The sequence below is a fragment of the Actinomycetospora aurantiaca genome (genome assembly GCF_037401875.1).
GTDB lineage: Bacteria > Actinomycetota > Actinomycetes > Mycobacteriales > Pseudonocardiaceae > Actinomycetospora > Actinomycetospora aurantiaca.
The window spans coordinates 571,133-593,547 of record NZ_JBBEGN010000001.1 but is presented as its reverse complement, the minus strand read 5'-3'; the positions used below and the strand labels follow the sequence as shown (position 1 = coordinate 593,547).

At 73.2% G+C, this 22,415-nt stretch carries 23 protein-coding genes; 18 read left to right on the top strand and 5 right to left on the bottom strand.

The window, feature by feature from the left end:
- Positions 1-2: 2 nt before the first annotated feature.
- Positions 3-326, bottom strand: coding sequence for a DUF4190 domain-containing protein (locus WCD74_RS02725; RefSeq protein ID WP_337693278.1), 324 nt, complete (start codon positions 324-326; stop codon positions 3-5).
- A gap of 112 nt (positions 327-438) precedes the next feature.
- On the opposite strand from WCD74_RS02725, the gene recO reads away from it, so the two are divergent.
- From recO to WCD74_RS02705, 4 genes are all read left to right on the top strand, one after another.
- Positions 439-1,320, top strand: a complete 882-nt coding sequence (gene recO / locus WCD74_RS02720; protein WP_337693277.1) for a DNA repair protein RecO — start codon at positions 439-441, stop codon at positions 1,318-1,320.
- 77 nt (positions 1,321-1,397) lie between these two features.
- Positions 1,398-2,180 carry an isoprenyl transferase gene (locus tag WCD74_RS02715; protein ID WP_337693633.1) on the top strand — a complete coding sequence of 261 codons (783 nt, stop codon included), beginning with the start codon at positions 1,398-1,400 and terminating at the stop codon, positions 2,178-2,180.
- Complete coding sequence (locus WCD74_RS02710) at positions 2,170-2,580, top strand: hypothetical protein (protein WP_337693276.1); 411 nt, start codon at positions 2,170-2,172, stop codon at positions 2,578-2,580. The genes WCD74_RS02715 and WCD74_RS02710 overlap by 11 nt, the downstream gene beginning before the upstream one ends.
- Positions 2,581-2,702: 122 nt before the next feature.
- Positions 2,703-4,595, top strand: coding sequence for a BCCT family transporter (locus WCD74_RS02705; protein ID WP_337693275.1), 1,893 nt, complete (start codon positions 2,703-2,705; stop codon positions 4,593-4,595).
- 361 nt (positions 4,596-4,956) lie between these two features.
- On the opposite strand, the gene WCD74_RS02700 is transcribed toward WCD74_RS02705, so the two are convergent.
- Genes WCD74_RS02700 through WCD74_RS02690 form a run of 3 tightly spaced genes read right to left on the bottom strand, consistent with a single transcriptional unit; the run spans position 4,957 to position 6,013 of the window.
- A complete protein-coding gene (locus tag WCD74_RS02700) occupies positions 4,957-5,382 on the bottom strand; it encodes a Fur family transcriptional regulator (RefSeq protein ID WP_337693274.1) in 426 nt (141 codons plus the stop codon).
- Positions 5,379-5,720: an ArsR/SmtB family transcription factor gene (locus WCD74_RS02695; RefSeq protein ID WP_337693273.1), complete on the bottom strand. Its 342-nt coding sequence runs from the start codon at positions 5,718-5,720 to the stop codon at positions 5,379-5,381. The genes WCD74_RS02700 and WCD74_RS02695 overlap by 4 nt, the downstream gene beginning before the upstream one ends.
- A complete protein-coding gene (locus tag WCD74_RS02690) occupies positions 5,717-6,013 on the bottom strand; it encodes a hypothetical protein (protein ID WP_337693272.1) in 297 nt (98 codons plus the stop codon). Before WCD74_RS02690 ends, WCD74_RS02695 begins: the two co-directional genes overlap by 4 nt.
- Before the next feature lie 65 nt (positions 6,014-6,078).
- Between WCD74_RS02690 and WCD74_RS02685 the strand changes: the two genes are divergently transcribed.
- The 10 genes from WCD74_RS02685 to WCD74_RS02640 all read left to right on the top strand — a co-directional run bounded on the left by WCD74_RS02685 (position 6,079) and on the right by WCD74_RS02640 (position 16,152).
- Complete coding sequence (locus WCD74_RS02685) at positions 6,079-6,402, top strand: antibiotic biosynthesis monooxygenase family protein (protein WP_337693271.1); 324 nt, start codon at positions 6,079-6,081, stop codon at positions 6,400-6,402.
- Between the two features lie 59 nt (positions 6,403-6,461).
- A complete protein-coding gene (locus WCD74_RS02680; RefSeq protein WP_337693270.1) occupies positions 6,462-7,889 on the top strand; it encodes a glycine--tRNA ligase in 1,428 nt (475 codons plus the stop codon).
- A 71-nt stretch (positions 7,890-7,960) separates the two neighbouring features.
- Complete coding sequence (locus WCD74_RS02675) at positions 7,961-8,971, top strand: XdhC family protein (RefSeq protein ID WP_337693269.1); 1,011 nt, start codon at positions 7,961-7,963, stop codon at positions 8,969-8,971.
- Positions 8,968-9,615, top strand: a complete 648-nt coding sequence (locus tag WCD74_RS02670; protein WP_337693268.1) for a YdcF family protein — start codon at positions 8,968-8,970, stop codon at positions 9,613-9,615. Before WCD74_RS02675 ends, WCD74_RS02670 begins: the two co-directional genes overlap by 4 nt.
- Complete coding sequence (locus WCD74_RS02665) at positions 9,612-10,871, top strand: deoxyguanosinetriphosphate triphosphohydrolase (protein WP_337693267.1); 1,260 nt, start codon at positions 9,612-9,614, stop codon at positions 10,869-10,871. The genes WCD74_RS02670 and WCD74_RS02665 overlap by 4 nt, the downstream gene beginning before the upstream one ends.
- Positions 10,868-12,766 (top strand): arabinofuranosyltransferase AftB family protein, encoded by a 1,899-nt coding sequence (locus tag WCD74_RS02660; RefSeq protein ID WP_337693266.1) that lies wholly within the window; start codon positions 10,868-10,870, stop codon positions 12,764-12,766. Before WCD74_RS02665 ends, WCD74_RS02660 begins: the two co-directional genes overlap by 4 nt.
- A gap of 381 nt (positions 12,767-13,147) precedes the next feature.
- Positions 13,148-14,443 (top strand): hypothetical protein, encoded by a 1,296-nt coding sequence (locus WCD74_RS02655; RefSeq protein WP_337693265.1) that lies wholly within the window; start codon positions 13,148-13,150, stop codon positions 14,441-14,443.
- A gap of 40 nt (positions 14,444-14,483) precedes the next feature.
- The gene (locus WCD74_RS02650) at positions 14,484-14,918 is read left to right on the top strand and encodes a hypothetical protein (protein WP_337693264.1); all 435 of its coding nucleotides are present in this window, start codon (positions 14,484-14,486) and stop codon (positions 14,916-14,918) included.
- Between the two features lie 60 nt (positions 14,919-14,978).
- Positions 14,979-15,608, top strand: a complete 630-nt coding sequence (locus WCD74_RS02645) for a hypothetical protein (protein WP_337693263.1) — start codon at positions 14,979-14,981, stop codon at positions 15,606-15,608.
- Between the two features lie 19 nt (positions 15,609-15,627).
- Entirely contained in the window at positions 15,628-16,152 is a 525-nt protein-coding gene (locus WCD74_RS02640; RefSeq protein WP_337693262.1) for a gamma carbonic anhydrase family protein, read from the top strand.
- Here WCD74_RS02640 and WCD74_RS02635 read toward each other — a convergent pair whose 3' ends face one another.
- Complete coding sequence (locus WCD74_RS02635; RefSeq protein ID WP_337693261.1) at positions 16,153-16,878, bottom strand: GntR family transcriptional regulator; 726 nt, start codon at positions 16,876-16,878, stop codon at positions 16,153-16,155. It lies immediately after the preceding gene.
- Between the two features lie 185 nt (positions 16,879-17,063).
- Between WCD74_RS02635 and WCD74_RS02630 the strand changes: the two genes are divergently transcribed.
- Genes WCD74_RS02630 through WCD74_RS02615 form a run of 4 tightly spaced genes read left to right on the top strand, consistent with a single transcriptional unit; the run spans position 17,064 to position 22,409 of the window.
- Entirely contained in the window at positions 17,064-18,797 is a 1,734-nt protein-coding gene (locus WCD74_RS02630) for a 2-hydroxyacyl-CoA lyase (protein ID WP_337693260.1), read from the top strand.
- A 5-nt stretch (positions 18,798-18,802) separates the two neighbouring features.
- Complete coding sequence (locus WCD74_RS02625; RefSeq protein WP_337693632.1) at positions 18,803-20,185, top strand: phenylacetate--CoA ligase family protein; 1,383 nt, start codon at positions 18,803-18,805, stop codon at positions 20,183-20,185.
- 44 nt (positions 20,186-20,229) lie between these two features.
- The gene (locus tag WCD74_RS02620; protein WP_337693259.1) at positions 20,230-21,735 is read left to right on the top strand and encodes an aldehyde dehydrogenase family protein; all 1,506 of its coding nucleotides are present in this window, start codon (positions 20,230-20,232) and stop codon (positions 21,733-21,735) included.
- 32 nt (positions 21,736-21,767) lie between these two features.
- The gene (locus WCD74_RS02615) at positions 21,768-22,409 is read left to right on the top strand and encodes a gluconate 2-dehydrogenase subunit 3 family protein (RefSeq protein WP_337693258.1); all 642 of its coding nucleotides are present in this window, start codon (positions 21,768-21,770) and stop codon (positions 22,407-22,409) included.
- Positions 22,410-22,415: the final 6 nt, after the last annotated feature.

Genomic DNA, 22,415 nt, shown 5'->3' with positions numbered 1-22,415 from the left:
GCCTACATCGAGTACGAGTAGGAGAAGCTGCCGCCGCCGGCGATGATCAGGACCCAGAACCCGATCCAGAGGGCGCACCCGAGGCCGCCGAGGACCAGCGCCGCGATCGCGAGGCCGCGGCCCTGCTCGCCGGTCCGGGCGATCTGGCGGACCGACACCCAGCCGCAGATCACGGCGACCAGCGGGATGAAGAACGCCGCGACCAGCGCGACGATCGACATGACGTTCCAGCGGGGCGCGGGTGGGCCGTACCCCACGGGCTGGACCGGGGGTGTGCCGTAACCGGCGGGGCCGGGGGCGAAGGGCTGCTGCTGCGGAGTGGTCATGGCGGGGGTCCTTCCCGTTCGTTGTGACTCAGCGTGACAGTAGACCGGAACCAACGACCGTCGTATAGGCCGTCGGAGTGAACGACGGTCGGTGTCGGTGGGGAGTGCCAGGATGGTCGGCGTGGGCTTCTACCGCGACACCGGCGTGGTGCTGCGGTGTCAGAAGCTCGGCGAGGCGGACCGGATCGTCACCGTGCTGACCCACCACCACGGCAAGGTCCGCGCCACGGCGAAGGGGGTCCGGCGGACCACGTCGAAGTTCGGCGCGCGCCTCGAGCCGTTCGGCCACGTCGACCTGCAGCTGCACACCGGGCGGAGCCTGGACATCGTCACGCAGGTCCAGACCCTCGACGCGTTCGGCGGTGACCTCGTCGCCGACTACCCGCGCTACACCGCCGGGTGCGCGCTGCTCGAGACCGCCGACCGGCTCACCCCGGAGGAGGGGGAGCCGGCGCGCGAGCTGTTCCTGCTGCTGGTCGGGGCCCTGCGCGGTCTCGCGGCCGGCCGTCGCGACCCGCACCTCGTGCTGGACGCCTACCTGCTGCGCGCGATGGTCATCGCCGGGTACGCGCCCGCCGTCACCGAGTGCGCGCGGTGCGGCACCGAGCCGGAGACACCGTTGGACGCCCCTGACGGCACGCACGGGTTCCACCGCCGCTTCGCGGTCGCCGCCGGGGGGGCGGTGTGCGACACCTGCCGCCCGGGCGGCGCGGTGGTCCCGTCGTGGTGGACGTGGCGGCTGCTCGAGGCGCTGCGCGACGGCGACTGGACCGCCGCCGAGCAGAGCCCGCCCGACGCCCGCCGGGACGCCGCCGGCCTCGTCGCCGCCCACCTGCAGTGGCACCTGGAGCGTCAGCTGCGCTCGCTGCCGCTGGTCGACCGCAAGGGCGTGCCGCGGGTCGACCTGGACGACGCCACCCTCCCGCGTGAGGGGCCCCACGACGCCGGGGAGGGCGGCTCCTCCCCGCACGCCGAGAAGGAAGGAGTCTCGTGAGTCCGCTGCGTCAGCGCACCGAGCGGCCCCGCGGCCGGTCCGGGGCACGGCTGCGGGGGCCGGGCGACCCGACCGTCATGGCGCCCACCCCGCACCCCTCCGGCGCCACGGCCCCGCCGATCCCGCCGGACCTGGTGCCGAACCACGTGGCGCTGGTGATGGACGGCAACGGCCGCTGGGCCAACCAGCGCGGGCTGCCGCGCATCGAGGGGCACCGGCACGGCGAGGCGCAGCTGCTCGACGTCGTCCGCGGGTGCATCGACGTGGGCGTCAAGTGGATCAGCGCGTACGCGTTCTCGACGGAGAACTGGCGCCGCAGCCCCGAGGAGGTCCGCTTCCTGCTCGGGTTCAACCGCGACGTGATCCGCCGCCGCCGCGACGAGATGCACGCGATGGGCGTACGGGTGCGCTGGTCGGGGCAGCGGCCGCGGCTGTGGCGCAGCGTCATCAAGGAGCTCGAGATCGCCGAGGAGATGACGCAGGACAACGACGTCGTCACCCTCACCATGTGCGTCAACTACGGCGGGCGCGCGGAGATCGTCGGGGCGGCCCGCGAGCTCGCGCGCCGGGCCGCGCGCGGGGAGATCGACCCGGACCGCATCGACGAGCGGGCGATCGCGCGGCACCTCGACGAGCCGGACATGCCCGACGTCGACCTGTTCGTCCGCAGCTCGGGGGAGCAGCGCACGTCGAACTTCCTGCTGTGGCAGTCCGCCTACGCCGAGATGGTCTTCCTGGACACGCTCTTCCCGGACTTCGACCGCCGCCACCTCTGGCAGGCGTGCGAGATCTACGCCTCCCGCGACCGCCGCTACGGCGGCGCGGTCGACCAGTCGTCAGGAGACCTCGATGAGCCGTGAGGCCGCCACCACCGCGACCGTGCTGATCACGGCGCGCGAGGCGCTGGAGAAGTTCGTGGAGGTGCACGTCGACGACGACGGTGCGCTCTCCTTCCGCCACGGCGACGTCCCGTGCGCCGTGCAGGGGATCGAGCTGGTCGAGGGCCTCGCCGTGCTGTCCCTGACGTGCGTCGTGGCCTGGGACCTCCCCGGCGACGACGTCCCGCGGCAGGTCGCCGAGCGGGCCGGTCAGGGGCTGTTCGGGACCCTGGGGGCCGTGCGGACCGACGCCGGGTGGGACGTCACGCTGCGCTACGCCTTCCCGGCCGAGGGCCTCGCCGCGGACCCCCTCGGGACCCTGATGATGCTCGTCGTCTCCACGGCCTCGCAGGTCCGGGCCGACCTGGTGGACGCGGCCTGACGAAATCGTCACGCAACGATGTCGGCCGAATGCGCGGTGTTCGTCCTTTTCCTCCCGTAAGCTCCGCGGGACGTCGATCCCGGAGAGGAGGGCGCCCACCAGCAGTGGGGGGCGCACCCGGTATGACACAGCAACAGGAGAGTCCGCCCGAGAGGTCCCCCGAGGAACAGGGCGGGACGGCGGCCGACGACAAGGGCGTGCCGGTCGACAAGGTCGTCTTCGGCGTGGGCGCGGTGCTCGCCGTCGTGTTCGTGCTCTGGGGCGTGTTCAGCACGGAGACGCTAAGCGCGGTGTCGGGCAGCATGATCGGCGGGCTGATCCAGGCCGGCGGGTGGCTGTTCATCCTCGCCGCCACGGGCTTCGTCGTGTTCGCCCTCTACCTCGCGTTCTCGAAGTTCGGGCGCATCAAGCTCGGGGGCGAGGACGAGCAGCCGGAGTTCCGCACGGTCTCGTGGATCGCGATGATGTTCTCGGCCGGCATGGGCATCGGCCTGATGTTCTACGGCGTCGCCGAGCCGCTGTCGTTCTTCACCTCGCCGCCCCCGGGATCCGTGGCCAACGGCGACCAGGTGGAGTCGCTGCGCACCGCGATGGCCACGTCGCTGTTCCACTGGACGCTGCACCCCTGGGCGATCTACGCCGTCGTCGGGCTCGCCATCGCCTACTCGACGTTCCGCAAGGGGCGCCGCCAGCTGATCAGCCAGGCGTTCATCCCGCTCATCGGCGAGAAGGCGGCCAACGGCGCCGTCGGCCGCGTCATCGACATCATCGCGATCTTCGCGACGGTGTTCGGCTCGGCCGCGTCCCTCGGGCTCGGCGCCCTGCAGATCGGCGGCGGCCTCGACGCGACCGGGTTCCTGCCCGACGCGGGCAACGAGGTGCTCGTCCCGATCATCATCGTCCTGACGGCGGCGTTCATCCTGTCCGCGGTCTCGGGTGTCGCCAAGGGCATCCAGTGGCTGTCGAACATCAACATGGTGCTCGCCGGCGTGCTGGCGCTGTTCGTCTTCGTCGTCGGCCCGACGGTGATCATCCTCGACCTGCTGCCCACCGCGGTCGGCGCCTACTTCTCCGAGTTCTTCGAGATGGTCGGGCGCACCGAGGCCACCGGCGGGGCCCCGATGCTCGACTGGCTCTCCTCGTGGACGGTCTTCTACTGGGCCTGGTGGATCTCCTGGACCCCGTTCGTCGGGATGTTCCTGGCGAAGATCAGCCGCGGCCGCACGATCCGCCAGTTCGTCGGCGGCGTGATCCTCGTGCCGAGCCTGGTCTCGCTGGTGTGGTTCGCGATCTTCGGCGGCACGGCGATCAGCCAGCAGCAGGCGGGCCTGAACCCGGCGGGGGCCGACACCGAGGCGCAGCTGTTCTCGGTGCTGCAGGCCTACCCGCTGGCCACGTTCACCGGGATCCTGGTGATGGTGCTGGTCGCGATCTTCTTCGTGTCCGGCGCGGACGCCGCGTCGATCGTCACCGGCACGCTCTCGCAGCGCGGCACGGACGAGCCGAAGAAGTGGGTCGTCGTCTTCTGGGGCGCCACGATGGGCCTGGTCGCGATGGTGATGCTGCTGGTCGGCGGGGAGGACGCGCTCTCGGGCCTGCAGAACCTGACGATCCTCGTCGCGGCGCCGTTCGTGGTGATCATGATCCTGCTGTGCATCGCCCTGACCCGCGATCTCAACCACGATCCCGTCGTGCTCCGCGAGATCAAGGGCACCGAGGTGATCGAGCAGGCCATCGACTACGGCACCGACAAGCACGGCGACGACTTCTACCTGCGGGTGCAGTCGTTCCCGGCCGACGCCGACGGTCCGTGGCGCACCGCGAACACCGGCGAGGAGCGGGTCACCTACGCCGACGTGCGCCGCAACGGCGACCCGTTCCGCGAGTCCGACGGGTCCGAGCCCGCCGCGCTGGGTCGTCCGGACGCCGACGGGGTGGACGACACCCTGCAGGTCGGTCCGGGCGGACCCGCCGAGCGTGAGACGGCGGGTCGTCCGCGCTCCGACCGGGAGTAGTCGCCGCCCGCGTCACGACAGCCGTGGCCCACCGCTGACCCCCGGCGTCAGCGGTGGGCCACGGCTGTGTCCGGGAATGATCAACGAGCATTCTCGGCGCCCCGCTGCCCGGCCGGCCGCCGTAGGTGCTCGCTCGCCGTCCGGTACGTCCGCGAGAACTACGTGAGGCAGGTTCCGCGGCCGTCCGAGGTGCCTCACGTAGCTCTCGCGGATGCGCCCCCGCTGGTCCGTCCGCGAGAACCACACCAGGCACGTTCGCGTGCCCGCTGACCTGCGTCACGTAGCTCTCGGCCCCACCCCGACGCGAGCGAAGGGCACCATCGCTCGATCTACTCGACCGAAGGGGCCCTTCGCTCGAACGTCAGCCCCGCGTCGCCCGGCAGGCCGAGCAGAGCCCGATGATCTCCACGGTGTGGTCGACCTCGGCGAACCCGTGCTCCAGGGCGACCTTCTCCGCCCAGTGCTCCACCGCGGGGCCCTCCACCTCCACCGTGCGCCCGCAGGAGCGGCACACCAGGTGGTGGTGGTGGGTGTCCGAGCAACGCCGGTAGGAGGCCTCGCCGGCCGTGGTGCGCAGGACGTCGATCTCGCCGGCGTCGGCCAGCGCCTGCAGCGTCCGGTACACCGTGGTCAGGCCGATGCCCTCGCCCCGGCGGCGCAGCTCCTCGTGGATGTCCTGCGCGGAGCGGAAGTCGTCGAGCTGATCGAGCAGGTCGCCGATCGCCGCGCGTTGCCGGGTGGACCGCTGCCCCGGGACCACGGTCGGCCGTGACTCGGCAGCACTCACGATTCCTCCTGCACGTGCTCGACGGCGTCCACGACGATGTGCGCCAGGTGATCGTCCACCAGCCGGTACACCACCTCACGCCCGCGTCGTTCCCCACGGACCACGCCCGCGGCCTTGAGCACCCGCAGGTGCTGGCTGATCAACGGCTGGGTGACGCCGAGGGTGTCCACCAGCTCGTGCACGCAGCGCGGGGACCGCCGCAGCTGCATCACCACCGCGATCCGCACCGGCGCCGCCAGCGCCCGCAGCAGCTCGCCCGCGGCGTCCAGGGTCTCGTGGTCGAGCGGCGCCGGGGCGTCCGCGGGGACGGCCGGCGGCGCCTCGTGGGACAGGGTCATCGCAGGGCCACCCCGATCGTCACCGCCACCAGCACCACCAGCACCACGGTCCGCGCGAGCCGCTCCGGCGGGGACAGACGCCCCCACGTGGTCGCGAGTAGCGCCGCGACGCCGGCCGCGAGCAGCCCCAGCAGCAGCGCCCCGCCCGTCCCGCCGACGATCACGCCGACCGCGAACAGCACCGCCACCACCAGGAACACCAGCACCGGCGACACCCCGGCCAGCGGCCCGGTCCCGGGCAGCAGCGGGCGGCGCAGGTCTCCCCGCAGTGACCGACGCGTCCGTCTCGGCACCCGACGCTCCTCTCGTCGCCCTCCACGATCCCATACCGACACCGGGTGTCGATAAGCTCGGCCCGGTGCTCCTGGTGTGCCGTTTCTCCCCCGACGACGAGGCCGACTTCCTCGTCCGGGCCCGCCGCGCCGTCGGCCTGCTCGCCGCGCAACCGCACTGCGAGCGGGTGGACCTCGCGCGGGCGGTCGAGGCGCCGGGCCAGTGGGTGCTGGTCGCGGTGTTCGCCTCGCTGACCGACTACCGCCGCGCGCTGTCGCCCTTCGACGTCCGCGAGCACGTCGTCCCGTTCCTCTCCGAGGCCTCCACCGCGGACCAGGCGGTCTTCGAGCGGCACACCACGGCCCTTCCCGACGGCGGGTGGGTCGACCACCCGAGCATCCTCGGCTGACGCCCGCCCGGACCCGCTCGCTACGCTGGGTAGGCCACCGAGCAGCATCAGGAGAGCCAGTGCCCACCCCCACCGGCAGCGCCCGCATCGAGACCGTCGTGAACCTGTGCAAGCGGCGCGGGTTCGTCTTCCCGTCCGGGGAGATCTACGGCGGGACCCGGTCGGCCTGGGACTACGGTCCCCTGGGCGTCGAGCTCAAGGACAACATCAAGCGCCAGTGGTGGCGGTTCATGGTGCAGGGCCGCGACGACGTCGTGGGTCTGGACTCCAGCGTGATCCTTCCGCGCCAGGTGTGGGTCGCCTCCGGGCACGTCGACGTGTTCACCGACCCGCTGGTCGAGTGCACGAACTGCCACCGCCGGTTCCGGGCCGACCAGCTCGCGGAGGACTTCACCGAGCGCACCGGCGGCCCGTCGCTGGAGACCGTCGACGCCGAGGGCAAGGTCGGCTACGAGCTGACCACGGTGCCCTGCCCGAACTGCGGCGTCCGCGGTCAGTACACCGCGCCGCGCGAGTTCAACATGATGCTCAAGACCTACCTCGGCCCGGTGGAGTCCGAGGAGGGCTTGCACTACCTGCGCCCGGAGACCGCGCAGGGCATCTTCGTGAACTTCGCGAACGTCATGTCGACCGCCCGCAAGAAGCCGCCGTTCGGCATCGGCCAGATCGGCAAGAGCTTCCGCAACGAGATCACGCCGGGCAACTTCATCTTCCGCACGCGCGAGTTCGAGCAGATGGAGATGGAGTTCTTCGTCGAGCCGGGCTCCGACGAGCAGTGGCACCAGTACTGGATCGACGAGCGCACCCGCTGGTACACCGAGCTCGGGATCGCCCGCGAGAACCTGCGCCACTACGAGCACCCCAAGGAGAAGCTCTCCCACTACTCCAAGCGCACGGTGGACGTGGAGTACAAGTTCGCGTTCAACGCCGGCCAGGAGTGGGGCGAGCTCGAGGGCATCGCGAACCGCACCGACTTCGACCTCACCACGCACTCGAACCACTCCGGCGTCGACCTGTCCTACTACGACCAGGCCACCGACTCCCGGTACAAGCCCTACGTCATCGAGCCGGCGGCCGGCGTCGGGCGCCCGATGATGGCGTTCCTGCTCGAGGCCTACCACGAGGACGAGGCGCCGAACGCCAAGGGCGGGGTCGACAAGCGCACCGTGCTCAAGCTCGACCCGCGCCTCGCGCCGGTGAAGGCGGCGGTGCTGCCGCTGTCCCGCAACGCCGACCTGTCGCCGGTCGCCCGCGACGTCGCAGCCAGGCTGCGGCAGCACTGGAACGTGGACTTCGACGACGCCGGGGCGATCGGCCGCCGCTACCGCCGCCAGGACGAGATCGGCACGCCGTTCTGCGTCACGGTCGACTTCGACTCGATGGAGGACCGCGCCGCGACGGTGCGCCACCGCGACGAGATGACCCAGGAGCGGGTGTCCTTCGACCAGCTCGAGGGCTACCTGGCGGCCCGCCTCGTAGGTGCCTGACGGCAGGTGAGCACTCAGTGGGGCCATGGCCCCACTTAGTGCTCACCTGCGCTTCGCGCACAATGGCGGGCGTGACCCAGCTGAGTGAGGTCCTGGCCGGGGGCGACGACCCGGCCGCGCCCGTGGGCGTCGTGCGGGTGCTCGCCCGGCACGGCTTCGGCACCGTCGAGCCGGGGCAGCTGCTCGCGGCGCGCGGCACGCTGATGGGTGAGGTCGTCACCGCGGGGGACCTCCTGCGCGGCGCGCTGGACGCCCCGGCCACCGAGCTGGCGCGCACCGCCCTGAGCGCCCCGAGCACGCAGGAGGCCCACGTCGGGGAGGACGACGCCGTGGCCGCCGGCCTGGCGTGCGCGGGCGGGGCCACGCTGCTGGCGCACCCGCTCGAGGCCGACCCGGCCGGGGCACTGGGCCGCGCGTTCGACCACGGGGTCCCGGCCGCGCTGGTGTCCACCGTCGACGGGCGGGCGACGCTCGTCGTCGTCGGGACCGATCTCGACGAGCCCCACGGCACCCTCGGGTCGGCCGAGCTCGACGAGGCCGCGCGGAGCCATCTCGCGAGCCTGCTCCGCCGCGGCGCCACCGCCACCGACCGCACCGAGCTCGCCGGCACCGAGGTGCTCGTCGACCTCTGGGTGCCGGTGCCCTCGCTGCTCGTCGTCGGGGCCGGGGCGCTGGGGGAGGCCCTGGCCGCCCAGGCCACGGTGCTCGGCTGGGGCTGCCGGACCGTGGGCACGCTCGCCGAGACCACCGCCGCCGTCGAGGCCTTCACCGACGCCGACGTCCTCGTCCTGCTCGACCACGACCCGGCGTTCGACGAGTCCCTGCTCGCGGGCCTGCGCCACGGGCGCGGGTTCCTGGGCGCCCTGGGGTCCCGACGCACCCAGGCCGCGCGCCGGGAGCGGCTGCTCGCGGCCGGGGTCACCGAGTCCCAGCTCGCGACGATCCACGGGCCGGTCGGGCTCGACCTGGGGGCGCGCACCCCGGCCGAGACCGCGGTGAGCGTGGTCGCGGAGGTCCTCGCGGTCCGGTCCGGGCGCGATCCGGGGGCCCTGTCCGCCGGGCGCGGGCAGATCGGGGCGTGAGCGCGCCGTCCCGCTCGCGGGCGGCCCTCACGTGGGCGCCGCGGGTGGTGGTCGGGGCGCTCGTCGTCGGGCTGCTGCTGGTCGGGGGCACCGCCGCGCGGGTGTGGTGGCTCGGCCGGGTCGACGAGCGCGCGCCGACCGACGTCATCCTCGTCCTCGGCGCCGCGCAGTACGACGGGCGCCCGTCGCCGGTCCTGGAGGCCCGCCTGGAGCACGCGCTCGCGCTGTACCGCCAGGGCGTGGCGCCGCGCATCGTCACCGTCGGCGGGGCGGCGGACGGCGACCAGTTCTCCGAGGCCGAGAGCGGCGACCGGTGGCTCACCGAGCACGGCGTGCCGAACCGCGACGTGCTGGCGATCGACGAGGGCAGCGACACCCTCGGCAGCTTCGAGGCGGTCGGGTCGGTGGCCCGGCAGCGCGGTTGGGCGTCCGCGGTGATCGTGTCCGACCCGTGGCACTCGCTGCGCTCACGGACCATGGCCCGCGACGTCGGGCTCGAGGCCACCACGTCGCCGGCGAAGGGCGGGCCGGTGTCGCAGACCCGGCGGACCCAGTTCTTCTACATCGTTCGCGAGACCGCCGGGTTGATCTACTACCACCTGGCGCACGCCTCGTCGGACTTCTCGGATCCCGGCCTGCAGTGACCCGTCGTCGGGAAGACCGCTTCCTCCCGGAACCTCCGAAACGCGGCCGGGAGCGGCGCTCGCCGTTCGCCCGCGACCGCGGCCGGGTCCTGCACTCCGCGGCGCTGCGGCGCCTCGCGGGCAAGACGCAGGTGGTCGGCCCGGGGGAGGACGCCGAGGTCACGGGCGTCCCGCGGACCCGGCTGACGCACTCGCTGGAGGTCGCGCAGATCGGGCGGGGGATGGCCGAGGAGCTCGGCCTGGACCCGGACGTCGTCGACACCGCCGGGCTCGCGCACGACATCGGGCACCCGCCCTTCGGGCACAACGGCGAGCGCGCGCTGGACGGCGCCGCGGCCGACGCCGGTGGGTTCGAGGGCAACGCGCAGACGCTGCGGCTGCTGACGCGCCTGGAGCCGAAGACCGCCTGGGCGAGCGAAGCGACGGGAAGTGGGTTCGAGGAGGGTCCGGCGTCCGGGCTGAACCTGACGCGCGCGACGCTCGACGCCTGCATGAAGTACCCCTGGACCCGTGGCACGGGCCGCAAGTTCGGCGTCTACGCCGACGACGTCGAGGTGTTCGCCTGGGTCCGCGACCCGGCCGACCGGAGGCCCTGCCTCGAGGCGCAGGTCATGGACTGGGCCGACGACGTCGCCTACTCGGTCCACGACGTCGAGGACGCCATCCTGGCCGGGCGCATCGAGCCGGCCCGCCTCGCCGTGCCCGACGACGGGTTGATCGGCCTGGCGGCCGCGGCCTTCGGGGGCGACACGACCGAGCTCGCGGCGGCCGCGGAGCGCCTCGCCGCCTACCCGCCGCTGCGGGCGGTCGCGGAGCTGGCGTCCCCGGGCACCCTGACCGCCCAGGTCGCGCTCAAGCGGCTGACCAGCGAACTCGTCGGCCGTTTCGTCGTCGCCGCCGTCGAGGAGACGTTCACGACGACCGGTCGGGAGGCCCTGGAGGCGGGCGACGACCTCGTCGTCCCGCCCGGCGCCCGCGCGGAGGTGACGCTGCTCAAGGCCGCCGCGGTGCGCTGGGTGATGTCCGACCCGGCGCGGCTGGCGGCCCAGGAGGTCGAGCGGCGGGTGCTGACCGACCTGGTCGGGCGACTGTGCGACGGCGCACCGGACGCGTTGGACCCGGCCTTCCGCCCGGCATGGGACGCTGCCACCGACGGCCCGGAGCGATTGCGCGTCGTCGTGGACCAGGTCGCGGTGCTCACGGACGCGCAGGCCTGGTCGTGGTCGGCACGCAGCAGCACGGGGGAGGGACGTTGACCGAGACCACGTCGGTCCCGTCGTCCTCGCCCCGCGCCCGCGAACTCCCCGCCGACCTGGCGCGGCGGGCGAGGCGCCGGCCGGTCACGGTCACCGCGGTCGTCCTCGCGCTGACCGTCGTCGCCTACGGCGTGCTGGTCTGGCAGCGCCGCTGGATCTCCGACGACGGGCTGATCTTCCTGCGGACCGTCCGGCAGATCCTCGAGGGCCACGGCCCGGTGTTCAACGTGGGGGAGCGGGTCGAGACGAACACGTCCACGCTGTGGACGCTCGTGCTCCTCGGGCTCTCGGTGCTGCCGGGGCGCCCGGAGATCGCCTCGCTCGTCGTCGGGGGCCTGCTCTCGGTGGCCGGCCTGGGCTTCGCCCTGGACGCGGCCCGCCGCCTGACCGGCCTCGGCCGCGTCGTCGTCCCCGCCGGCGCGCTCGTCGTGCTGGCCCTGCCGCCCTTCTGGGACTTCGGGACGTCGGGTCTGGAGAGCGGCCTGTCGTCGTGGTGGCTGGCCTTCTCGTGGTGGCTGCTGGTCCGCCGCTCCCAGCGCGAGCCGCGCCTGTTCGCCGCGCAGGGGTCCCGACGGCGGCCCGGGGCGGCCTGGCCGGTCGCGCTCGTGCTGGGGCTCGGGCCGCTCGTGCGCCCGGACCTCGCCCTGGTCGCGGCCGCGGGGGGCCTCGCGCTGGCGGTGCTGGAGCAGCCGCGCGACCGCCGCGGACTCGGACGGCTGGTGGGGCTGGGCACGGTGTGCGTGGCGCCCGCGGCGGTCTACGAGGTGTTCCGGGCCGGCTACTACGGCGTGCTGGTGCCGTCGACGGCGCTGGCGAAGGAGGCCGGGGTCGCCCGGTGGGCGCGCGGCTACTCCTACCTGCGCGACACGGTCGCGACCTACTGGCTGCTGATCCCCGCCGTCGTCCTCGGGGCGGCGGCGCTGCTGCTGGTGGCGCAGCGGGTGGCGCGGTCGTCGTGGTGGGCGCGGCGTCGGGCGGGCGGGCCGGTGGAGTCGGGGTCGGCGGAATCGGCCGACGTCCGTCGTACCCGGCTCTGGGACCGGGCGGGCACGGTGGCGGTGGCCGTGGCGCCGGTCGTGGCCGGGCTCGGGATGCTGGTCTACGTCACCCGCGTCGGCGGGGACTTCATGCACGCCCGGATGCTCCTGCCGGCCGTGTTCTGCCTGCTCCTGCCCGTGATGGCACTGCCGGTGCGGCGGATCACGGTGGCGCCGCTCGTGGTGCTGCTGCTCTGGGCCGGCGTGGTCGGCACCGTCGCGCGACCGAACTACCACGGCATCTCCGCCTCCGGCATCGCCGACGAGCGCGGCTTCTACACCCAGCTGCTCGGCAACCCGCACCCGCTGACCGCCGACGACTACCGCGCCCATCCCTACGTGGCCGGCGGCGCGGCGCTCGTCGCGAAGAGCCCGCGGCCGGTCGTGGCCCTGATGGCTCCCGGGCGCGGCCCGGCCGGCCCGGAGTGGGACCTCGTCCCGCTCGCCCCGGGGAGCCCGTCCGGGCTGGTGTTCCTCAACCTCGGGGCGGCCGGGGCGCTGACCCCGCTGGACGTGCGCGTCACCGACACCGTCGGCCTCGCGGACCCGATCGCCGCCCACACCACCAACGTCCCCGACGGCCGGACCGGGCACGACAAGAACCTGCCCGCGGCGTGGTTCGTGGCGGCGGGCGGCGGGGCGCCGGTGGACCGCCGGGCGGTGCGGGCCGAGGACGTCGCCGCCGCGGAGCGCGCGCTGCGGTGCCCGGCGATCGTCGAGCTGCGGGCGTCCGTGTCCGCCCCGATGACGTGGGCACGGTTCCGCGACAACCTGGTCGGGGCCGCGGCGCGAACCGATCTGCGGTACCCCCGCGACCCGGTGCTGGCCGAGGTCTCGTGTGCGTCGTCCGTGCGCTGATGATCGGCTGATCACCGTCACTCCGGGTGGGTTACTCCGGGCTGCTCCGATTCGGTGCACTTTCGTGGGGTGCCGGTGTGGTCACGCGCGGTGCTGGCGGCTGACCAGGGCAGCGTGCTGCGCCGAAAGCCCCTCGTAGTCTGCTCCGAAGCGACCTAGCACGTAGCCGGACGCCGAGGGTCGATACCGCCGAACGCCGCGACCGACCGTCGTTCGGCGCAAGGACCTCCCGATCGGCGCACGGGGTGGACCGCCGGCGCAGCGCCCGACGGCACTCGGGTGAACCGCCCGCGGCTGCTCCGATCGGACTCGTTGCCGCTCACACAGCGCGAACCTACTGTGCGTCGGTCCGAGCCGTCGTCGGGAATGTCAGGGGAACGCGTGGTCGCACTCGGTTGGGGTTCGTCCCCCGTCGACGTGGTCCCGGCGACCCTGCCGCCGTCCGGTGCGCTGCCGGACGCCGTCGCGGCGCTGATCGACCTGCCCGGCGCCCGCTACGTGCTCGTGGTCGACGCGTCCGGCGAGCGCGTGCGCGGCGAGCTCGGCGGCCCGCCCGACGCCGACCTCGCCGTCCTCACCTGGGCCCGCCGCCTGGCCGACGTCTCGCGCGAGCGCGGGCGCGCGATGGAGGACGTCGTCCTGACGACGGCGACCGCGTTCCACCTGGTGCGCGCGGTCCCGGACGTCCGCGGCGAGCCGGTGTGGGTGGTGCTGCGCATCGACCGCGAGCGGGGCAACCTCGCGCTCGCCCGCCGGGCACTCGCGGGGTTGTCGTCCGAGCGACCGGGCACGACCCGTCCGCGGCAGCTCGAGGCGGCGCCTGTCCCCCCGACCTCGTCCGCCGGGCCCGCCACGGGCTCGCTGCCCGCCGCGATGCCGCTGGCCGGCCGGCCCGTGCCGCTCGCCCCGGCGCCCCGGCCCGCGTCGGACCCGGTCCGCCCGGCGACCGGTCCCGGTGTGCCCGCCCTCGCGCTGCTCCCGCCGACGCCGGCCCCCCGGGCGCTGCGCTCGCCCGAGGCGGTGCCGCCGCCGCCCGCGAGTGGCGCCGTTCGCACACCTGACGTCAGCGATGGACCACTGCCGACGCCGGACGCGGCGACCCCCGAACCCGCGAGTGGCGCCGTTCGCACACCTGACGTCAGCGACGGACCAGTGCTGACGCCCGCCGAGACGCCCGCCGACACCGAGACCCCCGACGAGGACCCGCCCGGCCTCTGGGACCCCCGCCGCCGACGGTTGACCGTGCGGCAGGCCGCGACGTGGCGCAGCGCCCCCGAGGTCCCGGCGGCGCGGGAGTCCACCGAACGGGCCGAGCCGGCCGCCCCGGTGATCCCGGCGCCGCGGGTGGCGGGGTCGCTGTTCGCACCCGTGGTCGTCGTGCCGCCCCCGCCGTCGCCGGTGGACGACGACACGACCGAGGTCCCGGCCCCGGTGCCGTACCCGGTCATCACCGCCCCGCCGCTCGAGCCGACCCCCGAGCCCGAGCCGGCACCCGCGGAGGAGCCTGCCGTCACCGACGCCGGCCTGCCCCGCCGCGCCCCGGGGGAGCGCCTCGCGGTGCCCCCGGTCCCGCCCGAAGCCGTCGCGCCCGCTCCCGCGCCGGCTGGGGTCCCCGGTTGGAGTACCGAACCCTCCGTGCTCCGTCGCCTGCTCTTCGGGCTGCGGCGCCTCACCTGATCCCCGACATCCCCGAGCAGTACCGAAGGACGGAACTCCCATGGCCGACATCGACTACATCCTCAACGCCGCGACGAACATCAAGGGCGCGTTCGCGGTGGCCCTCGTCGACTACGACAGCGGCATGACCCTCGGCTCCCGCGGCGGCAGCGCCGAGTTCGACCTCGACGTCGCGGCGCCGGGCAACTCCGAGGTCGTCCGCGCCAAGTTCGACGTGATGGCCAAGCTGGGGCTGCGCGAGACGATCGAGGACATCCTGATCACCCTCGACACGCAGTACCACATCATCCGGCCGATCTACTCGCGCAACGACGACGACAAGCTGTTCCTCTACCTCGTCCTCAACCGGCAGCAGGCCAACCTCGCGATGGCCCGCCGCGACCTGCGCATGATCTGCTCGCGCTTCTCGATGGACGACCCGACCGCCGCGCCGGCCGAGCCGGGATACTTCCCGCAGCAGGCCGGACGTCGCTGACCCGCGGCGGTGGCGCGTCATCGACATCTGACGTGCGTCCGGGCGGACGGGCTGTCGACGGTGCTCGCGTCGCTGCTGGCCGACCGGCGCGTGGTGGCGGCGACCCTGGTCGACGTCGGGAGCGGGTTCGTCCTCGACGCGTGCACGCGCGAGGACGGGCTAGCCGACCTCGAGCTGCTCGGGGCCGCGCACGCCGACCTCGCCCGGGCCGGGGCCGCCCTGGCCCCGGGCGGGGGAGCGGTCGTCGTCGACACCGGCGACGGCCGCATCCACGTGGTCCTCGAGGTCCCCGACCCGCACGGCGACCGGATCGCCCTGACGGCGGTCGTGCGCGGGCCCGCGCGCGTGGTCGCGCGGGTCCGTCAGCGCCTGGCCGAGGTGCCGGTGGACGCCCTGACCGCCGGCCCGACGCTGCAGCGCCGCCCGGTCGACGGCCGCTGGGACCTGTCCCCGGCCACCCCGGCCGTCCCCGCGGTGGCGCCCGACGGCCTGCCCGGCCTGGACCCCGTCCCGACGACGGGGCAGGCGGCGGCCTGGGTGACCACCCCGCAGCCGGCACCGTGGGCCACCGCGATGACGCCGCCCTCCGCCGAGGAGGACCCGGACACGATCGACAGCGACCTCACCGAGCGCACCGACCGCACCGACCCGTCGTCGTCCGGGGGCGCCGGGGTGCTGACCGGCCCGTGAGCCTGCTTCGATGCCGGGCATGGACCACCTGATCGTCACCGTCGACGGCCACGCCCCGCAGATCGACCCGACGGCCTGGATCGCGCCCGGTGCGGTCGTGGCGGGACGCGCCAGCCTCGGCGCGGAGGTCGGGATCTGGTACGCGGCGGTGGTGCGGGCCGACAACGACACCATCGCGATCGGCGCCGGCTCGAACATCCAGGACGGGTCGGTGCTGCACGCCGACCCCGGCTTCCCGTGCACGGTGGGAGAGAACGTGACCGTGGGGCACCGTGCGGTCGTGCACGGGTGCACGGTCGAGGACGACTGCCTGGTCGGCATGGGCGCGGTGATCATGAACGGGGCGACGGTCGGCCGCGGCTCCGTCGTGGCGGCCGGAGCGGTGATCTCGCAGGGCGTGACGGTGCCGCCCGGTTCTCTCGTCGCCGGGGTGCCGGGCAAGGTACGTCGCGAGACCAGCGAGGACGAGCAGTCCTTCAACGGCGTCAGCGCCGCGGCCTATCGCCACCTGCTCGGCGTGCACCGCACGGCCACCGGGGGCTGACTACTCCGCGAGCGGGGCCTCGTCGTCCGGGGCGGCCACCACCGGCGGGACGGCCCTGTCGATGGGGGCGCCCTCGGCGGGCATCGCCTCGAGGATGAGCTGCTCCCCGTGCTCGGCGTGCCGCCGCGCGAGCGCTTCGGCGGCCGCGCCGTCGGCGTCCCGGATGGCGTCCAGGATCGCCGCGTGGTCCTCCCAGACCCAGGCCGGAGCGCCGCCCTGCAACAGGACCTCGCCCATCACCCGCTGCACGTTGCGCCACATGACGCCGGCGCTCTCCGCGAGGAGGGGGTTCTCGGTGGCCTCGACGACGGTCCGGTGGAACTCCACGTCGTTGCGGACCATGAGCGCGAAGGACCGGTCGTCGAAGGCCTGCCGCCCGACGACCACGATCCGCGTGGCGTGGCGGAGCCACTCGTCGGTGCGCCGGTCCGCCGCCAGCCGTGCGGCCTGCCCGTCGAGGATGGCGCGCAGCTCGTAGAGGTGGCTGACGAAGTCACGCTCGAGCGGCGTGACCTCCAGCCCGCGGCGCCCGAACTCACGCACCAGGCCCTGGTTGCGCAGCAGGAGCAGCGCCTGCTGGATGGGCTGCCGGGACACGTTGAACCGCTCCGCGAGCTGCTCCTGACGCAGCGGCACGCCCGGTGTGAGCCGACCGGTGCAGATGTCGTCGACGATCGCCTCGAAGACCTGGTCGGTCCGTGAGGGTTTCTGCGGTAGTTCCGCCATCGGCGTCCTCTCGCGTCCCCCGTCCACGTCTGCTGAAGATCAGGTTCTGGTGCGGTTGATCGTCTCATCGTAGCGGTCCGTCACCACGAGACCGCTCTTGACTTCTGAATTCGGAATGCCGCACAGTCGAGTGACGCACGACACGGCATCGGCCGTGTCACCGATCACCTCGTCGAGGAGGGTCCATGGCGGAGCGCGCCCCGGTGCAGGTCGCGAGCCTGGTGGCGGAGTTCCTGACCGAGCACGGCGTCGACCGTGTGTTCGGCCTGCAGGGCGGCCACATCCAGCCGATCTGGGACCAGCTCGCCCGTCGCGGCGTCCGCATCGTCGACGTCCGCGACGAGGGCTCGGCGGTGCACATGGCGCACGCGCACACCGAGCTGACGGGGCAGATCGCGGTCGCGATGGTGACGGCCGGACCCGGCGTCACGAACACGGTCACGGCGGTCGCGAACGCGTCGGTCTCGCGCATCCCGTTGCTGGTGATCGGGGGCTGCCCGCCGATCCCGCAGTCGAACATGGGCCCGCTGCAGGACATCCCGCACACCGCGATCCTCGAGCCGGTCACGCGTCTGAGCCGCACGCTGCGCAGCGCCGACCAGGTCCTGCGGGAGTTCGACGAGGCCTGGGCCCGCGCGTCCGGTGACCGTGGCGAGCCGGGCCCGGTCTACCTCGAGATCCCCACCGACGTGCTCCGCCGCGAGGTTCCGCCGGCGCTCCGGATGCCCGAGCACCTGCGGGCCAAGCCGAAGCGTCGTCCCCAGCCCCACCCCGACGACGTCGCCGACGTCGCCGCCCTGATCCGGGCCGCGTCGAAGCCCGCGATCATCTCCGGGCGCGGTGCGCGGACCACCGACGGCACCGACCTGATCCGTCTGCTCGACGCCTCCGGGGCGGCGTACCTGGACACCCAGGAGAGCCGCGGGCTGGTGCCGGACGCGCACCCGGCCGCCGTCGGGAGCGCGCGGTCGGCGGTCATGCGCGACACCGACCTGCTGATCACCGTCGGCCGCCAGCTCGACTACCAGCTCGGGATGGGGTCGCCGGCGGTCTTCCCGCACGCGAAGGTCGTGCGCATCTCCGACACCGCGAGCGAGCTGATCGACAACCGCCGCGGTGAGGTCGAGATCCTCGCCGAGCCGGGCGCCGCACTCGCCGCGATCGCGGATGCGCTCAAGGACCACTCGCCCGACACCACGTGGCGGGACGGGTTGAAGGACAAGCACCGCACGCGGGCCGAGGAGTACCGGAAGGCCCTCGCGACGACCGCGAACGGCAGCGACGGGTTGATCCACCCGAACCGCATCTTCGGCGCCCTGGACGCCCTCGACGGCGACGCCGTGGACCTCGGGAACACCGTGATGATCGCGGACGGCGGCGACCTGCTGTCGTTCGCCCGGCTGGGCATCACCCGGTGCGCGCGCTACCTCGACGCCGGCGCGTTCGGGTGCCTCGGCGTGGCGACCCCGTTCGCGATCGCCGCCGCACTGGCCGACCCGGAGCGCCCCGTGATCGCCGTGACCGGCGACGGCGCCTTCGGCATCACCGCCACCGAGATCGACACCGCGGTCCGGCACGGCGCGAAGATCGTCGTGATCGTCTCGAACAACCGCGCCTGGAACATCGAGCGCTACGACCAGGCCGAGAACTACGGCCTCGTCGCGGGGACCGAGCTCGGCGACGCCGACTTCGCCGCCATGGCCCGCGCGTTCGGCGCGCACGGCGTGCGCGTGAGCGACGCCGACGACCTCGAGGCCGCGATCCGCGACGCGCTCGAGCACGCGCCCGCCGTCGTCGACGTCGTGACGAGCCAGGACGCGCCGTCGCCCGACTCCGGCAAGGGCCTCGGCTTCGTCCCGGACTACCAGGCACTCACCCCGTGGAACGACGCCGAGATCGAGCGACGGAGGCAGCAGTGACGCAGATGGAGGAGTGGGCGTTCCCGACCCGCTACGACCAGGACTACCTGCCCGACCCGGACTCGCCGTACTGGTTCCCGGTGCGCGAGACGATGGACCCGGCCGAGCGCGACGCCGCGGTCCTGGTCCGGCTCCGCGAGGTCATGGAGTACGCCTACGCGAACTCGACCTTCTACAAGGACAAGTGGGACGGCGCCGGACTGAAGCCGGCCGACATCACGTCCTTCGAGGCGTTCGAGCAGGTCCCCGTCGTCACCAAGGCCGAGATGCGGGAGTCCCAGGCGAACCACCCGCCGTTCGGCGACTACACCTGCGTCGACCGGTCCGAGATCCACCACATCCACGGGACCTCCGGCACGACGGGGGCGCCGACGGCCTTCGCCCTCGGCCGGCGGGACTGGGAGGTCATCGCGGACAACCAGGCCCGCATCCTGTGGGGGATGGGCGTCCGGCCCGGCGACACGGTGTTCGTCGCGGCGCTCTTCTCGCTCTACCTCGGCTCCTGGGGTGCGATGACCGCGGCCGAGCGGCTGCGGTGCAACGTCCTCCCGTTCGGCGCGGGCGCCCACGGCATGACGGCGAGGGCGGTGAACTGGCTGGCCCGCATCAAGCCGGCGGCCTTCTACGCGACGCCGTCGTACGCGCTGCGCCTCGCCGAGGTGGCCGAGAAGGAGAAGATCGACCCCCGCGAATTCGGGCTCAAGGTCATGTTCTTCTCCGGGGAGCCCGGGGCGTCGGTGCCGTCGGTGCGCAAGGCGATCGAGGACAGCTTCGGCGCCACGGTGATCGACTGCGGGACGATGGCGGAGATGACGCCGTTCATGTCGGCGTCGGCGACGGCCGGGACCCCGGACGGGATGCTGCTCTGGCAGGACATCGTCTGGCACGAGGTCTGCGACCCGGACACCTTCCGCACCGTGCCCTACGGCTCCGAGGGCACGCCGGTCTACACCCACCTCGAGCGCACGTCGCAGCCGATGATCCGGCTCGCCTCCAACGACCTCACACGCTGGGTCCTGGAGGACAACCCCTGCGGGCGGACGTACCCGAAGCTGCCCGACGGCGTGTACGGCCGGATCGACGACATGATCCACATCCGCGGGGAGAACGTGTACCCGACGGAGGTCGACAACTACCTGCGCACCGTCGAGAACTACGGCGGCGAGCACCAGATCATCGTCCGCCGGACGGGATCGATGGACGAGATGATCGTCCGCGCGGAGACCACCCTGCCCGAGGGGCAGCGCTCGGACTTCGAGCAGAACACCGGCTCCGGGCTGCAGTCCTTCCTGGGCGTGCGCGTGACCTTCGAGTCCGTCGACGCCGACACCCTCGAGCGCGCGGAGCACAAGTCGCGCCGCGTGGTCGACGAGCGCACGCACCGCTAGACCCGCCATCCGGAAAGACACTTCAGCGACGAGGTGGTAGTCCCATGTCCCTGACCCTCGACAGCTCGGCCCGCACGGCCGAGCACGCCCAGATGTTCATCGGCGGTTCCTGGGCCGGCGCCGGCGCCGGTCAGACCTTCCCGACGGTGGACCCCAACACCGGCCGCACGATCGCCCAGGTCCCGCGGGGCGACTCCGCCGACGTCGACAAGGCGGTCGCCGCCGCGAAGGCCGCGGCGATCGACTGGCAGTTCACCGACGCGATCGTGCGCGCCGGCCTGCTGCGCGAGCTGGCCGCGAAGGTCACCGAGAACGCCGACGAGCTCGCCCGGCTCGAGGCGCTCGACTCCGGCCACTACCTCGCGAAGGCCCAGGAGCTGGTCGGCGCGATCCCGCTGTGGCTCGACTACTTCGCGAGCCTGGCCGACAAGGTCGGTGGACGCACCATCGAGGTGCCCGGCAACAAGCTCTCGTTCACGCTCCTCGAGCCGCTCGGCGTCACCGCGCACATCATCCCGTGGAACTACCCGCTGCTCATCCTCGTGCGGTCCTGCGCCCCGGCGCTCGCGCTGGGCAACACCTGCGTGGTGAAGCCGGCCGAGGACACCTCGCTCTCAGCGCTGAAGTTCGCGGAGCTGGTCAAGGAGGCGGGCTTCCCCGACGGCGTGTTCAACGTCGTCACCGGCTACGGCGCGGAGGCCGGGGCGGCGCTGGCGGCGCACCCCGACGTCGCGGGCATCACCTTCACCGGGTCCACCGAGACCGGCAAGCAGATCGCCAAGCTCGCCGCCGACCACGTCGCTCAGGTCACGCTGGAACTCGGCGGCAAGAGCCCGACGGTCGTCTTCCCCGACGCCGACCTCGACGAGGCGGTGGAGGTCGCGGTCCAGGGCTTCCTCTCGCACGCCGGCCAGGTGTGCGTCGCGGGGACCAAGCTCTTCGTGCACGCGGACGTGCAGGACGCCTTCCTGCAGAAGCTCACTGCGCGCCTCGACCAGACCCGGGTGGGCGACGGGTTCGCCGACGGCACCCAGATGGGCCCGCTGATCTCGAAGAAGCAGTACGACAAGGTCAACTCCTACATCGAGATCGGTAAGGGCGAGGCGACGCTCTACTACGGCGGCGACCGGCCCGCGGGCACCGACGAGGGTGGGTTCTTCGTCGGCCCGACGGTGTTCACCGACGTCGCCCACACCGCCCGCATCGCCACCGAGGAGATCTTCGGTCCGGTCGCCTCGGTGCACGCGTGGTCGACCGAGGACGAGCTCGTCGACGCGGTCAACGACTCGATCTACGGCCTGTTCGCGGTCCTGCTCGGCAAGGACATCACCGCCCTGCTCTCCACCGCCCGCCGCATCCAGGTGGGCGGCGTGATGATCAACGACTGGTTCGGCGAGCTGCCGATGACCCCGCACGGCGGGCACAAGCAGAGCGGCACCGGCCGGGACGAGGGGCTGGAGTCGGTGCACAACTACACGCAGGTCAAGCACATCGCGATCAACCTCGACCCGCTCCGTGCCGCCACGGACTGGGCCGGCGCGCCGCTGTAGCAACCACCCCCGTCGTCGGGAAGGGAGAAATGATGAACAACGCCCTGGGGGAGAAGCCGGCACCGTTCGGCGCCCCCGAGACCACGGTGGAGCCCGGGTGGGGTGGTGGGTTCTTCGAGACCGGCCGCCCGCGGCTCGGCGGGCTGGAGCAGCCGGTGCAGTTCAACGACGCCCAGGCCGCGGTGCTGAACGCGCTCGCCGACACGATCATCCCGCCGCACCCGGACTGGCCGAACGCGAGCGAGGTCGACCTGGTCGCCTTCTGCGGGCGGTACATCACCCCGAGCGGCTACAAGAACAAGCACTTCCCGTTCGCGGACGCGGACTCGTTCACCGCCGCACTCGACAAGCTGGGGCAGGCGTTCGTCGACGCCGACCCGGCCGAGCGGGCGAAGGCGTTCGAAGCGTTGGAGAAGGCCGAGGACCCGTTCTTCGAGCAGATCCGGGCGCTCGTCTACTACGGCTACTACTCGCGGCCCGAGGTCGTCATCGCCATTCGCAAGAACGTCCCGGCCGGCAAGGACTACCACGGCCCGCCGCTGCCCTACGGCTACATCCAGTCCCTCGAACCGTGGGACGAGACGACCCTCGCGCAGGCCAACGAGAACGGTTCCTACCTCGAGACCGAGCAGGTCACGCGCGTCGACCTGTCCAAGCTCACCTGGACGAAGTGAGGCACC

What these genes read in the sequence shown, in the direction of transcription:
- WCD74_RS02640 (WP_337693262.1), top strand. Translation starts at nt 15,628, where the DNA reads ATGGACCACCTGATCGTCACCGTCGACGGCCACGCCCCGCAGATCGAC.
- WCD74_RS02715 (WP_337693633.1), top strand. Translation starts at nt 1,398, where the DNA reads ATGGCGCCCACCCCGCACCCCTCCGGCGCCACGGCCCCGCCGATCCCG.
- WCD74_RS02705 (WP_337693275.1), top strand. Translation starts at nt 2,703, where the DNA reads ATGACACAGCAACAGGAGAGTCCGCCCGAGAGGTCCCCCGAGGAACAG.
- WCD74_RS02710 (WP_337693276.1), top strand. Translation starts at nt 2,170, where the DNA reads ATGAGCCGTGAGGCCGCCACCACCGCGACCGTGCTGATCACGGCGCGC.
- WCD74_RS02615 (WP_337693258.1), top strand. Translation starts at nt 21,768, where the DNA reads ATGAACAACGCCCTGGGGGAGAAGCCGGCACCGTTCGGCGCCCCCGAG.
- WCD74_RS02635 (WP_337693261.1), bottom strand. Translation starts at nt 16,878, where the DNA reads ATGGCGGAACTACCGCAGAAACCCTCACGGACCGACCAGGTCTTCGAG.
- WCD74_RS02725 (WP_337693278.1), bottom strand. Translation starts at nt 326, where the DNA reads ATGACCACTCCGCAGCAGCAGCCCTTCGCCCCCGGCCCCGCCGGTTAC.
- WCD74_RS02650 (WP_337693264.1), top strand. Translation starts at nt 14,484, where the DNA reads ATGGCCGACATCGACTACATCCTCAACGCCGCGACGAACATCAAGGGC.
- recO (WP_337693277.1), top strand. Translation starts at nt 439, where the DNA reads ATGGTCGGCGTGGGCTTCTACCGCGACACCGGCGTGGTGCTGCGGTGT.
- WCD74_RS02695 (WP_337693273.1), bottom strand. Translation starts at nt 5,720, where the DNA reads ATGACCCTGTCCCACGAGGCGCCGCCGGCCGTCCCCGCGGACGCCCCG.
- WCD74_RS02625 (WP_337693632.1), top strand. Translation starts at nt 18,803, where the DNA reads ATGGAGGAGTGGGCGTTCCCGACCCGCTACGACCAGGACTACCTGCCC.
- WCD74_RS02630 (WP_337693260.1), top strand. Translation starts at nt 17,064, where the DNA reads ATGGCGGAGCGCGCCCCGGTGCAGGTCGCGAGCCTGGTGGCGGAGTTC.
- WCD74_RS02620 (WP_337693259.1), top strand. Translation starts at nt 20,230, where the DNA reads ATGTCCCTGACCCTCGACAGCTCGGCCCGCACGGCCGAGCACGCCCAG.